General features: G+C 49.9%; 10 protein-coding genes and 1 pseudogene. All 11 read left to right on the top strand.

Features of this window, described 5'->3' with window-relative positions; genetic code table 11:
* Nucleotides 1-68 precede the first annotated feature (68 nt).
* The 11 genes and pseudogenes from JCM16496_RS01035 (at nucleotide 69) to ahpC (ending at nucleotide 13371) form a co-directional block, all read left to right on the top strand.
* On the top strand, nucleotides 69-995 hold the full coding sequence (locus JCM16496_RS01035) for a hydrogen peroxide-inducible genes activator (RefSeq protein WP_025831703.1): 927 nt from the start codon (nucleotides 69-71) through the stop codon (nucleotides 993-995).
* Nucleotides 996-1637: 642 nt separating this feature from the next.
* Nucleotides 1638-2276: a hypothetical protein gene (locus JCM16496_RS01030; RefSeq protein WP_025831701.1), complete on the top strand. Its 639-nt coding sequence runs from the start codon at nucleotides 1638-1640 to the stop codon at nucleotides 2274-2276.
* A 10-nt stretch (nucleotides 2277-2286) separates the two neighbouring features.
* On the top strand, nucleotides 2287-2715 hold the full coding sequence (locus JCM16496_RS01025; RefSeq protein ID WP_025831699.1) for a hypothetical protein: 429 nt from the start codon (nucleotides 2287-2289) through the stop codon (nucleotides 2713-2715).
* Complete coding sequence (locus JCM16496_RS23240) at nucleotides 2712-3065, top strand: hypothetical protein (RefSeq protein WP_244440176.1); 354 nt, start codon at nucleotides 2712-2714, stop codon at nucleotides 3063-3065. The genes JCM16496_RS01025 and JCM16496_RS23240 overlap by 4 nt, the downstream gene beginning before the upstream one ends.
* Complete coding sequence (locus JCM16496_RS23235) at nucleotides 3062-3586, top strand: hypothetical protein (RefSeq protein ID WP_244440175.1); 525 nt, start codon at nucleotides 3062-3064, stop codon at nucleotides 3584-3586. Before JCM16496_RS23240 ends, JCM16496_RS23235 begins: the two co-directional genes overlap by 4 nt.
* A gap of 28 nt (nucleotides 3587-3614) precedes the next feature.
* Complete coding sequence (locus tag JCM16496_RS01015; protein WP_025831697.1) at nucleotides 3615-5099, top strand: hypothetical protein; 1485 nt, start codon at nucleotides 3615-3617, stop codon at nucleotides 5097-5099.
* 33 nt (nucleotides 5100-5132) lie between these two features.
* Nucleotides 5133-8549, top strand: coding sequence for a BACON domain-containing protein (locus tag JCM16496_RS23230; RefSeq protein WP_025831695.1), 3417 nt, complete (start codon nucleotides 5133-5135; stop codon nucleotides 8547-8549).
* 23 nt (nucleotides 8550-8572) lie between these two features.
* Nucleotides 8573-10492: a BACON domain-containing protein gene (locus tag JCM16496_RS01000; RefSeq protein ID WP_244440174.1), complete on the top strand. Its 1920-nt coding sequence runs from the start codon at nucleotides 8573-8575 to the stop codon at nucleotides 10490-10492.
* Between the two features lie 29 nt (nucleotides 10493-10521).
* Nucleotides 10522-12030 (top strand): SH3 domain-containing protein, encoded by a 1509-nt coding sequence (locus JCM16496_RS00995; protein WP_025831693.1) that lies wholly within the window; start codon nucleotides 10522-10524, stop codon nucleotides 12028-12030.
* A gap of 1 nt (nucleotide 12031) precedes the next feature.
* A complete protein-coding gene (locus JCM16496_RS00990; RefSeq protein ID WP_025831690.1) occupies nucleotides 12032-12610 on the top strand; it encodes a L,D-transpeptidase in 579 nt (192 codons plus the stop codon).
* 195 nt (nucleotides 12611-12805) lie between these two features.
* Nucleotides 12806-13371: pseudogene (gene ahpC / locus JCM16496_RS00985) on the top strand (alkyl hydroperoxide reductase subunit C).
* Nucleotides 13372-13412: the final 41 nt, after the last annotated feature.

The raw sequence follows: 13412 nt of genomic DNA, 5'->3' as shown, positions 1-13412 counted from the left end.
GTCAAACAGATAATTTCTATCTTTGCATAGACGAACTCTATACATAACCTTCAAACGCCTTGTCCATCATGACTTTACAACAATTGGAATACATCCTTGCCGTCAACCAGTTCCGCCACTTTGCCAGAGCAGCCGAATATTGCCGGGTGACACAGCCCACCCTCAGTGCCATGATTCAGAAACTGGAAGAGGAACTGGACACCCGGATTTTTGACCGCAGCCAGCAGCCGGTATGCCCCACTCCCGTCGGCATCCACATCATAGAACAAGCACAGAATATATTGGTTCAAGCCAACCGTATAAAGAATATTATAGAAGAAGAAAAACATTCACTGACCGGCACCTTCAAGCTAGGCATACTTCCCACCGTGGCTCCTTACCTCCTGCCCCGCTTCTTTCCGCAGCTGATGAAGAAATACCCCGACCTCGACATCCGGGTAGTCGAAATGAAAACAAACGACATCAAGAAAGCCCTGCAAACGGGAGAAATAGATGCAGGTATCGTAGCGAGTCTGGCAGGTATGGAAGAGTTGCAGCAGACACCGTTGTTCTATGAACAGTTCTTTGCCTACGTGTCGCGCGAAGACGCCCTCTTCAACAATGAGGTAATCCGTACCTCCGACCTGAACGGCGAACAGCTTTGGCTGCTCGACGAGGGCCATTGCTTCCGCGACCAGCTGGTGCGCTTCTGCCAGATGAAGTCGGCACGTGCCAGCCAGCTTGCCTATCACTTGGGTAGCATGGAAACCTTTATGCGCATGGTAGAAAGCGGCAAAGGCGTGACCTTCATCCCCGAACTGGCCGTCCTGCAACTGGGCGAGGCGCAAAAAGAGCTGGTACGCCCCTTCGCCATCCCCTGCCCCACGCGGCAAATCGTGATGCTAACCAACAAGAATTTCATCCGCCACACATTGCTGAACGCTCTGACAAAGGAGATACAGAATGCCGTGCCCGGAGAGATGCAAAAGCTGAAAGCGGTGCAGACCTTGGTGTAGTCCCGCACAACCTGCCGCCAAAAGAAAAGGTGTGTAAACATTAATTCAAGCCACTCCGGACATTCCCCACCCCACTCCAAAACATCTTCTGAACAGGGTATTTCTCCGACACCGGGGAGCAAGAGGTTCGGCACCGGGGAACACCCCCTCCGGCACCGGGGAACCCCGCCTTCCTCGGTGCCGGAGAAAACCAGGAATCGGCCTTATCCGTAGATTTGTCAACAAAAAAAGGACTTTTCCATATACCTTAAAGAAAATTATACTATATTTGCAGCATCCAGCTGGCCCGGTGGGGTTTAGCGGGATCTTGATATTAAGAAAAAGGCGTTTACCAAACGTTATCGTCTAAGCTCGAATCTCGCAAATTTGAAACCTTCAAGATGATACGGCAACGGGAGCGTCCACTAAAGATGTGTTATCTAACATTGCGCTGTGCGTGGTGTTCTGTATATTCATCTTGGCGTGGGCTAGCTGCGTTGCTTATCCTTGAAGGTGGGCAATGCGAGAGCCTGAGCTTGGGATAAGCAGAAGTACAGATTCCCACGCTTTTTTTTATGTATTGCTGAATCCGGGGAGTCTATAAGCTCTGAACACATTTATCAAGACAGTCTACAAAAGGGTGGACTTAAAACCCCGGAAAAGATGAAAAACAACAGTTTACTTCCTGCAATTGCATGCTGCGCCTGCGCTTTGGCAATCTCCATGACTTCTTGTACGAAAAAGGTATATGTACCTGCCCAGGAGCCCGTTGCCGCTGCCACTCCCAAACTTCCTAATGGCGAAATAGAGCTTACCACATTCTGCATTGACGACGCCTACGACAAACCGGGCGAATATATGGCAGGCCTCGGCATTGCCGAAGACCGCCCAGACCGTGCAAGGGCCATCACCGATGCCAACCGCGTAGCCATTGCCGACATCGCATCCCGCTACGTGGGCATGATAAAGAATGCATTGGAGGACTACAGCAAGGACACCAACGTGCCCGCAGGCAAAAAAATGTACGAAAGCTCCCTGGAAGGCGGTGCCAAGGCCATAGGCACTAAAGTGATAGACAAATATGCCAATGCCGTATGCCGTAAGTTCACGCAAAGCGCTACCGGAGGGTACGTGGGCTATGTAGCAGTGCACATACTGCTGGAAGATGCCAAGAAAGGGCTGGCTGAAGAGTTGGAAGTCCGCAAAGTAGATTACGACAAGAAGAAGTTCTTCGAGAAGATGGACCAGGAATTGGCAGCCGGTGCAGCCAAGCAGAAAGAAGAAGTGGATGCAATGAAATAATGTCAGGACAATGAAACGCTATCCGCTCTTTATATTGTTGCTGGGCATAGTCGGAAATGGCTTTGCCCAGCATCTTCCCGATTGGGTACAATCACCTCCCTCGCGCACGCAGACCTATTATTACAGAGTGTCTCAAGGGACAGGGCTGACGGAGGAAGAGGCCGGACGGAAAGCTTTCGTCATGGCCATCATGGAGAGTGCTTTCGCCATAGGAATCCCCGTAGACATGAGGAAGCTGGAAAAGATACAAGGTGACAGCCTCTTAGCGGAGACCTCCCGTTACGTGAAGATTCCCATCAACAAAGTATGCCAATATACCGAATCGCTCGTCACCCGGCGCGGCTATCGGGTTTATGTACTGTGCCAGGTAGCCAATGACGTACATACACCTCCGGCTTTCAAATCATTTAACTGTACAACAAATAAAGAAGAAGAATGAAAAAACTTATATTCCTCATAGCACTTATGCTTATCTGCATGGATGCCTTTCCCCAAGCCGTAACAGAACTTCGTCCTTTTTGGGCAAGACAAGTGCCCCAAACGCCCGCAGAAGCCAATTACTTTGTAAACTGGGGTGTGGGCGAAGGCCGCACAGAGACAGAAGCCACCAATATGGCCTGGGCAGATGCCCTACAGAAGTCCCTGCACGAGCTGGGCGTGGTGGGCATCACGGCACAAGACATCAATGCCGTGGCAACGAACGGCATCAATGCCGTAGTGAAGTTCAACCGCATGAAGCGGCGTATCGTAACCTCTACAGAACCATCGCCCTATCTGCCAACCGGGTGAAGATATACATACTGATACAAGTGCAGCGCAACGTGAACGGCACGGACGACTTCTATTCGCTGAACAGCGCAAGCTTCAAAGACACCTCGTTCGACAAGCAGATGAAGGGCTATAATGCCCAGCTCACCGGACGCTATCCTTTCTCAGCCCGTGTCTTTGTGCCCGGCATGGCACAACTGCACAAAGGCAGTACGGGAAAGGGACTTTTCTTCATCATAGGCGAAGCCGCCTGCGTGGGCGGAATCGTGGCAACGGAGTGCATGCGCGCCTCCTACGATTCCAAGCTGAAGTCCACGCACGATGCCGGGAAAATCCGCAATTATGCCGACAAACGCGACAACTGTGCCAACGTGCGTAACGGATTCATCGCCGGTGCCGCCGTGCTCTACGTGTGGAATGTGATAGACGGTATCGCCGCCAAAGGCAAGAAGAAAGGAATTAGCTTAGGAGATGCCCAACTACGCATGGCTCCCTACGCATCTCCCCAAAGCGGAGGCATCGCCCTGGCAATCCGTTTCTAAACCAAGTTTAACACCTAACACAAAAGTCATGAAAAAAACATTCTATCTGCTGGCAATGCTGCTCCCCGCCTGGAGCGGCATCTGCGGGCAGGATGACTTTGAACGATATGCCCGTGAACAAGAAACGGCATTCAAGGCTTATTCGGATAAGGACGAAGCAGATTTCAAAGCCTATTCCGATTCCGTCAACCGGGAGTTCGGACGTTACTTGGCGGAAGCGTGGTCGGACTGTCCCTTGACGAAGCCCGAGCAGCCCATCAAGAACCCCGTTCCGCCCGAGACTTTTGATCCTACCAAGCAACGGCCTGCCCCGACGAAGCAGCCGGTAAAGGGGGAAACCGAAGTCCCTCCGGCTCCTCTTCCGCTGCCGGATGCCGACAAGAAACCGCCCCTGCCGCAGAAGCCCTTCCAAGACAGTAAAGGAATGGAAGTGGAAGCTTCTTTTTTCGGGACTGCCATCCTATTGCCCAAGATTACGGCACGCTTTCCCCGCTTGGCCGGTGCAGACGAGCCGCACGTCGCCGCTTACTGGAACGCGCTCTCCGCCATGCCCTACGAGGTGTGGACCACCCACATTGGAAAGCTGAAATCACTATTGGGACTGAACGACTGGGGGCTGTACCTGCTCATCGGTGATGTTTTCAAGGCTTATTGTCCGCAAGGCAGCGAGAACGAACAGACCGTATTTTCCGTATTTACTCTCAACCAATTGGGCTGCAAAGCCAAGACCGGACGGACGGAACAAGAATTGCTTCCTCTGATAGCCTTCGGCAGCGAGGCATACAATGCCCTCTACTTCACCTTCCCTACGGAACAAGGCATCCGCTATTCGGTCATCGACCGGAAGCACCGCTCCCTTTCATCGGTGAAATGCTATGCGCTGAACCATGCCATTGCCCGACGACCGGCAGATGTTTCCCTGCCGGAATCTCCGCGCCTGGCCACCGACGTGCGCACCAAGACACTGAACGACCGCCGGAGCGATTACCGCCTGGCATACAACAAGAACTTGGTGGACTTTTACGCCACGCTGCCTTGCGTCAGCTTTGCTGTCTATGGGCAAGCTGCCCCGGACCCCGTATTTCTGGAAAGCGTGGAGCGGCAATTAGCACCTGCCCTGCAAGGCATGACGCAGGAAACCGCCATCAACCATCTGCTGCACTTCGTGCAATATGCGTTTCAATACAAGACGGACGAAGAACAGTTCGGCTACGAGAAATGGTTCTTCGCCGAAGAGACCATCGCTTCCTCTTACTCCGATTGCGAAGACCGCTCCATCTTGTTTGCCCAGCTGGTGCGCCATCTGCTGAAGATGCCGGTAGTCCTTGTCTATTATCCGGGCAAACATCTGGCAACCGCCGTCCGTTTCAGCAATCCCGACACAACGGGCGACTACGTCACTGTGGGCGGTACGAAGTATCTGCTTTGCGACCCCACATACATCGGTGCCAGTTTGGGGATGGGAATGCCACAACTGATGAATATGCCGATAGAAATTATTAAACTGAAATAATAATGAAAAAATTATTCTAAAAAGCACTCAATTATGAAGAACGTGATTCTGCACAGCAAAATGATCTGCATTTTTTCATTGATAGGATTATTGATGAGTTGCACCAGTTCAGAAGAAGATTTATACGGAAGCTTCTCGGGTATTGTTACAGATGCAGATACTAAACAGCCTTTGAGTGGCGTTTCCGTATCCATCACTCCGCAAGGTGAGACAAAAGTAACGGGAAGCGATGGCGCATATACATTTCTGGAACTGCCACCTACCGAATATACTGTTTCTTATAAACGAGACGGATATGAGCCGGACACCAAAAAAGTGAAGATAGAAGCGGGAATAAGCAGTAAAGTAGACATGGTACTCACTCCGCTTCGCCCAAAGTTAACGGTTTCTGCGGAAACCCTTGAGTTTGGAGAAGAGAACACCACCCTTACGCTCGACATTACCAATACCGGCAAAGGTGTATTGGAATGGCAAATAGCAGAAGACATCGAGTGGCTGGAATGCAAGCCGCTGGTGGGAAAAACCGAGAAGGAAATCTCTTCCGTAGTCGTTACCATATCACGCGAAGGCTGGCTAAAGGGCGAGTATTCGCGCACATTTGCCATCTCGTCCAACGGTGGAAGTGCCGTTATCACAGCAAATATGTCAGTCAGCGGATGTGCGCTGAAAGTGTCTCCGCAAGAAATTGATTTAGAAGAAACTGAAAGCTCTACGAAACTGACCTTGACCAACAAGGGTAACGGTTCAGTAAACTATGAAATAAAGCCCTCGAACGACTGGATTGGCCTCAGCAAAACTTCCGGTAAGGTGTCTACGACGGACTACGTGACGGTCACCGTCAATCGAGGCAGCCTCGCCGCCGGTGAATATAGCGGGCAGATAACTTTTATAGTAGGAGAAGAAACAATAGTCATACCTATCAAACTGATTATTTCCGCCAAGTCACGCCCCGTGGTCAGCTTCGATGCCGTGAAAAATGTAGCATACAATGGAGCTGTCTTGAACGGCACAATTGTATCTGTAGGCAACACCAAGATTACCCGCTATGGTTTTTGCTGGGCACAACATACAGAGCCTACTGTGGATGATGCTTTCTCCAACATGAGAGACTGCTCCATCCCGATGAGCTTTGAAGGGACTATTACAGACTTAGCCGCCAACACGAAGTACTACGTGAGAGCTTATGCCGAAAATAACGAAGGCATTTCTTACAGTAACGAGGAAACATTCACAACTGCCGGAGTCCCCGTCATCCCTACCGTACAAACCAAAGAGATAACAAATATAAAAAGCAATACGGTATCGGCCGGCGGATTCCTTTCCAGCTTGGGTAATGTTACGATTATCAGTCAGCACGGACATATCTGGGGAACTTCTGAGAAACTGGAAGTTAGTGCGACAACAAAAACAGAACTGGGCAAGCTGGAAGAACCGACCTCTTTCAGTAGCGAGATAACCGACTTAGAACCCAACCAGAAATATTATGTTTGCGCATATGCCACCAATGAAAAAGGAACAGCATATGGAGAAACCATACAATTTACTACATCGGCTGCAGACATGGTGCTTACAACAAACGAAGTGACGGACATTATTCATAATGCGGCCACTTGCGGCGGCACAATCACCAACTACGGTGGACGTACCGTGAAAGAATGCGGCGTTTGCTGGAGTCTGAAAGAAGAGGCAGTCAGCACAAGCGACTGGAAAGTTACAGGTAAACTGGAAAAAGACAAGTGGAACTGCCGCTTGGAAGGGCTGACCAAAGAAACCAATTATTATGCACGAGTTTATGTACAAGCCACGGATGGGGCACTGTTCTATGGCCCGATACGCAAGTTCACCACTACACAAGAAGTGAAACTGCCCTCCATTGCCAAGGTGACAATCACCGGTATAGACACGCAAGGAGCAACGTTGCAAAGTTCGATGACAGACAAGGGCAACAGTACCATTACGTCTTGTGGTTTCTGTTGGAGCACAAATGCAAATCCTACCATCGAAAATGAGACCGTGGCTTGCGAAACAGCCGGTGCTGCCTTCGGGGCGAAACTTAGCGGATTGAAAGACGGTACGAAATATTATGTACGTGCCTATGCCACCAACACAATGGGAACCGGATATAGTGAACAAGCCGAATTCACCACTACAGCCATCACCGTTCCGGTATGGGGTACAGCCTCTGTTTTGAACATTGGGCGTACTCGCGTAAATGTTTCCGCCGCATTGACTTCCAATGGAAATGCAGAAATTACGGAAATGGGAGTATGCTGGGCTACCCACCCTGAATCCTCCGTTTATGATGAAAAGTTAGTTTGCCAAAATGGAAACTCAATCTCAACGCAAGTAACCGGATTGCAGGGAACCACAACCTACTATTTGCGGGTTTATGCGCAGAACGCCAAAGGCATTGCTTATAGCAACGAAGTTTCGTTTACAACTACCAACAGTGAAGTCGATGTATGGGACGGCGTCTCTGTGGATACGAAATTTGCCGGTGGTTCGGGTACGGAGAGTGACCCAATCTTAATAGAAACAGCGGCACAACTAAAACTTTTGGCAGACAAAGTGAATTCTGGAACAAGGTACAGTGGGGTGTACTTCAAACTGATTTCCAGTATTAATCTAAATGAAAAAGCGTGGACTCCGATAGTAAACTTCAGCGGGAACTTTGACGGAAATGGAAATAAAATTGAAGGTCTAAAAGTGAACAGTGGAGTGGCAGGGTTGTTTGGCACTATATCTGGAGCAACACTTACAAACTTGTATTTGCAAGGACAAGTAAAAGGATCTGACAGGGCAGGATTGCTGGTTGGTAAAGGGTACGGAACAATCAACCGCATCACAACCGAAGGCAAAGTAGATGGCGGCAGTTACGACGGAGGTATATGCGGCGAATTAGATTACAATTCCAGCAGCATAACCAACTGTACCAACAAGTGTAACGTAACAGGAAATACTTCTCGTTGTGGAGGTATTGTAGGAAGAATATTTGCCGGTCAATCTCAAAATATAATTATTATCAATAATATCAACATGGGAACGATTAGCAGTACTTTTTATTCCGGTGGAATTGTGGGAGATGGGACTGAACATATTTACGGTTCGCTCAATGTCATCAACAATGTCAATTATGCCACAGCTAAAGCTGACAAATATGCCGGTGGGATAATTGGATATAGCGATAATTATATTAGTTACAATCACAACTATTGGCTGAATGATATTGTGCAAAACATTGGAAACGAAAAGGGATATGGTAACAATAGTAAAAAAGAAACTGATAGTTACTTCACACGCAACTCTGTCTCTTGTTTTTTATTCCAACTAAACAACATAGATCTTGTTGATGCTCTCAATGAATGGGTAAACGACAATAATCCCACCCTCTACCGGAAATGGATTTATAAGAAAAACAGCGAAGGAAAAGTCTACCCAGCAATGGAATAGTAATATCAACCAAAACAAAAATAATGATGAACAAACTTATTGTAAAAGCAGGAATAATGCTCCTCCTATTGGCTGTAGGAGCATGTACAAGCAGTGAAGAAGAGACAACCGGTTCCATCTACGGAAAAGTGACTGACAACAAAAATGGCGAAGTACTACAAGGAGTGACTATCACATTGATACCCAGTGGACTGTCGCGCACTACAGGCAGCGACGGTACGTATGAATTCCTTGACCTCAAAGCGCAGCAGTATCAGGTGCAGGCGCAGAAAGCTGAATATGTGACGAATACCAAGTCGGTGAACGTACTAGTGGGGCAAGCCGCCTCCGGCGACATGCGGCTCACACCCGAAAAGAAGGATGCAGAGATTACGATAACCCCCTCTTCGCTGAACTTCGGGAGCACGCAGGAAGAGATGTCCGTCACCATCACCAACAACGGAAATACGGAAACGGAATGGACACTGGAGTTAGGCAGCAACAGCTGGCTGTCGGCCAACCCCAAAGCCGGGCGAATTGGCAGCAACAAGACGCAGAGCATCGTCTTCTCCGTCAATCGCGACAAGCTGGGAGAATCGAAGTCTGTCGTGGTGAATCTCTCCGCTTTCGGCAACTCGTTCCCCATCTCCGTCTCCTGCTCACCCAAAGACGGCAAAAAGCCCGAAATGGGCGTATCTCCCACCACGCTGGACTTTGGCGACAGCGCACAAGAGCAGACTCTGGAGATAAAGAACACGGGCGAGGCCAACCTCAACTGGAAGATTGAAGGCATCACTTCGGACTGCATCACCGTCTCCGAAAACGAAGGTACAGTAGCCCCTGCAGGCAATAAAGTAGTGCAGGTGAAGCTGGACAGAAGCAAGATGACCGGTGACCTGAGCACTTCCTTCATCGTCTCGGACGGCACGAAAGAAGAAGCCGTCACCGTGAAAGCAGTCAAGGCAAAAGCCGTACTCTCCATCTCTCCGAAAAACCTGGACTTCGGAGAAGAGCAGACAGAGATGAAACTGAACATCGGTAACACGGGCAATGCGGAACTAAGTTGGAACATCACCAATGTGTCTGACGGATGTCTCTCCGTTTCTGCCACTTCCGGCAAAGTGCCGGTACAAGGTTCTTCGGAAGTAACAGTGACACTGAACCGCTCCACCATGCCGCAAACACTGAATGCCACCATTACGGTTTCGGACGGAACACAAGAAGAAAAAGTGGCAGTGACCGCCGCGAAAGGCAGTGCCATAGCCGGTACGGTGGTTCCCGAAGGGATGTACGTCTACTACAAGTTCGATGACGACTTCAACGATGCTACCGAGAATGCAGTCCACGGCTTCGGTGCTAATTCCCCGACATTTGTCGAAGGGGTTGCGGCAGGTTCTAAAGCCGTGAAGTTCAACCGTACCGACAACAGCTCGTTCGTGGTAGCCAAGCCCATCATCGACTCCCGAGACATGACCATCAGCTTCTGGGGAAAGGACTTCGGTGACGGCAACATCTTCTATATGGTGTCTTCCCATCAAAACCAATCAATGTTTACGCTCAGCATGATGGATGGTGCATTGAAGTTCATCGTCACACTTTACAATAACAACTACCAGTATTCAAAGACCGGTACATTCATGCACCCCACGCTTACGGACGGCAAGTGGCATCACGTGGCACTGACTTCGGACTTCAATAAAACAACGTATGCCACTATTACAACCAATCTCTATGTGGACGGTCAGCTTGTGGATGTCGTGACGGAAGACGCCAATCCGTTCACTGAAGGCGAAACAGGCAGCAACAGCTACGGCTCAGGAATCAAGTTCGTCTTGGGTGGCAGTGCCAAGCTGTACACCAGTACCTTGAACGGAACCAATATGACTGTAGACAATTTCCGCGTCTACGACACCCGACGTCTCTCGGCAGCCGAGATAAAAAGCATCTATGATGCCAGACAATAATCATCAGTCAAACCTAACAATTTATTATCATGAATTGCTTTTTTCACGAAAACAAGCCGGCAGTGATACAATGCGAGAAGTGCGGAGTGGGACTGTGCCGGGAGTGTATGGATAAAGCCATATACACATACAACGGGAAAGTTGTATGTATGAACTGTAGCAAGCCAATGGCCGAAGAAGAACTGAACGATGCCCGGAAAGCCCGGCTGTGGTCGTTGGTCAAGTTCATCTTCAGCGGTTTGTTCCTTGGGATAGGACTGATAGCCTATTCCAGCGGGGCAGACATTATGAACGTATGGATTATAGCCGGCGTGGCAGGCATCCCGACAGCTTTCAAGGGTTCACGCCGCAGCCGCGAACAGCGTCTCATAGATGATTTCAACGATAGCCGCAAGAGCGACATGATAGACCTGATGTTCGGTTGGGCGTTCCGTCTCTTGTTCAAACTGGTATTCATCATCGCACTGGCTCCTATATGTGCCGTCTTTACCTTCTTCAGCAACCTGATAAAGTTCGCAAAAAGCGGAAAGCAAATCAAGGAGGCGGAAGACACACTAGCTTATATCGAACAATGCCTGAACGAGGAGCAGGAGCCTATTATCGAACAACCGGTGCAAGAGGGAACCACACTCCTGCCGCCGGCAGCCATACAGGCAGAGGTTCCCCAACAGCCGCAATCAAGCACCGCCACCTGCCCTCCGGTGCAAACGCCACCCCAAACGGAAACAGTGGCACCGCCGGCACCGGCATCACAGCCAGTCCCAAGCCAACCGCCGTATCAAAGCCGGCAGAGCGTTTCTGCTCTCCTGCCTCCGGTGCAAACAAAGAAGAGCAACGGCATGGCGATAGGGATTGCCGCGGCAGCTGTCATCGTCATCGGCCTCATCGCCGGCTACTTCACCTGGTACGTGCCCTACGCCAAAGACCGCGACGCACTGCGCACCTACGTGGTGGCCACCAACGTGTTCCTGCGCTCCTCGCAAGTGGCCGGTGTGGAATACAACGTATTGAACAAGCTTCCCTATGGAAGCGAACTGATAACCTACAGCATCTCCGGCGAATGGGCAGAGGTAAAAGCCAACGGAACCACCGGATATGTGGCATCGGCCTACCTGCTGAACCCGGCAGACTTCAACCTGATGCACGGTGCATGGGGCAATATGGACGCACGCGACTGCATCATCTCTTCCAAATGCCGCCTTGCCATCCTGGACTACTACAAGAGCCACGCCCTGAGCAGCGGAAGCACCGGCTGGCAAATCTACACGAAGCAGAAAGACCAGAAGCCCAACACCGTGTTCTATCCCCGCCTCTACAACAAGGACAGCAAGTTTACGGACTTCATCTTTATTGTAAAGAACAACGCGACCGGAGAACGGACACTTGCCTGCTATTCCTTCGAAGACGAAACCGAACGCCCCATCTTCCGCTTTGACACTGCCGCCCCCGCCGACGGCTATATCCGAAGCGTGCAAAGCAGCTATGCAGGTGCAAGAATCGTATTTGACACAGGTGCCGGACTAAATGTAAATTTCTAAAATGAAGCACATACACCTATATTCCCTGTTCCTCCTGATAATAGGAGGAATGGGGCTTTACATAGCATATGCCGGACATGCCCACCGCCAAGAGATGCAACGGGTAGAGAATGCGCGCATCATCCTCATCTCCAAGCAAGAGATGAAGTTGCGGCTGATTGACTACAGAGGAAACGAACTGCTCTGCGCCCCGGTGGCCACCGGCAAGAACTACGGCAACAAACGGAAAAAGGGAGACATGCGAACCCCCGAAGGAGTCTTTCAGGTAAGTGACATTCAAGACGCCTCCGGCTGGATGCACGACTTCGGTGACGGCAAAGGAGAAATCAGCGGAGCATACGGCAATCATTTCATCCGCCTGTCCGTACCGGGACAAAAAGGCATAGGCATCCACGGCACCCACCTGCCCGAAAGTATCGGTACCCGTGCCTCCGAAGGGTGTATCCGCATGCACAACGAGGACCTGGAACGGCTGGTCAAACTGATTTATCCACCTTTGGTAGTGGTCATCACTCCCGCAAAAGAAGATGTAAAGGCTGACCTGGCCCTCAAAGGAGATGAAGACATGCAGCAATTATAGATTTTATCTATCGCTCCATAAAACCTTTCAATCGGATTTTTTGTTCTATCGGAGAAAAATGCTATATTTTTGCAAGCAGAAAAAGCGAAGATCGGCTGCACCTCAGCACCATCAAGCAAACAGACTTCTACATTCTGTCTGCACAATCTTCGCATTGGTAAAACAAAAAACTAAACCTATTAAAAGAGAAAAATTATGGAACCGATTATCAACTCACAACTCCCTGAATTCAAAGTTCAGGCTTTCCAGAACGGAAGTTTCAAAACAGTATCCCACGAAGACGTAAAAGGCAAATGGGCCATTTTCTTCTTCTATCCAGCAGACTTTACCTTTGTATGCCCTACCGAGCTGGTGGACATAGCCGAGAAATACGACCAATTCCAGGCAATGGGCGTAGAAGTATATTCTGTTAGTACAGACTCACACTTCGTGCACAAGGCATGGCACGATGCTTCCGAAAGCATCCGCAAGATTAAGTACCCCATGCTTGCCGACCCCACGGGTGTACTGAGCCGCGCATTCGGTGTGATGATTGAAGAGGAAGGTATGGCATATCGTGGCACATTCCTCGTAAATCCCGAGGCAAAATCAAGATTGCCGAGATACAGGACAACAACATCGGACGCAATGCAGACGAGCTGCTGCGTAAAGTGGAAGCTGCGCAATTCGTAGCCACACACGACGGAGAAGTTTGTCCTGCCAAGTGGAAAAAGGGAGCCGCAACCTTGAAGCCGAGCATCGACCTTGTAGGAAAGATTTGATAAGTAATAGGAGGAGCGGGCGCTTTCACCATAGAAAGACG

The organism is Bacteroides rodentium JCM 16496 (genome assembly GCF_000614125.1).
GTDB lineage: Bacteria > Bacteroidota > Bacteroidia > Bacteroidales > Bacteroidaceae > Bacteroides > Bacteroides rodentium.
This window is presented reverse-complemented; position numbering and strand designations above follow the sequence as displayed.

Excerpts from the sequence above, each read along its gene's own strand:
- JCM16496_RS01035 (WP_025831703.1), top strand. The coding sequence starts at position 69 with ATGACTTTACAACAATTGGAATACATCCTTGCCGTCAACCAGTTCCGC.
- JCM16496_RS01030 (WP_025831701.1), top strand. The coding sequence starts at position 1,638 with ATGAAAAACAACAGTTTACTTCCTGCAATTGCATGCTGCGCCTGCGCT.
- JCM16496_RS01025 (WP_025831699.1), top strand. The coding sequence starts at position 2,287 with ATGAAACGCTATCCGCTCTTTATATTGTTGCTGGGCATAGTCGGAAAT.
- JCM16496_RS23240 (WP_244440176.1), top strand. The coding sequence starts at position 2,712 with ATGAAAAAACTTATATTCCTCATAGCACTTATGCTTATCTGCATGGAT.
- JCM16496_RS01015 (WP_025831697.1), top strand. The coding sequence starts at position 3,615 with ATGAAAAAAACATTCTATCTGCTGGCAATGCTGCTCCCCGCCTGGAGC.
- JCM16496_RS23230 (WP_025831695.1), top strand. The coding sequence starts at position 5,133 with ATGAAGAACGTGATTCTGCACAGCAAAATGATCTGCATTTTTTCATTG.
- JCM16496_RS01000 (WP_244440174.1), top strand. The coding sequence starts at position 8,573 with ATGATGAACAAACTTATTGTAAAAGCAGGAATAATGCTCCTCCTATTG.
- JCM16496_RS00995 (WP_025831693.1), top strand. The coding sequence starts at position 10,522 with ATGAATTGCTTTTTTCACGAAAACAAGCCGGCAGTGATACAATGCGAG.
- JCM16496_RS00990 (WP_025831690.1), top strand. The coding sequence starts at position 12,032 with ATGAAGCACATACACCTATATTCCCTGTTCCTCCTGATAATAGGAGGA.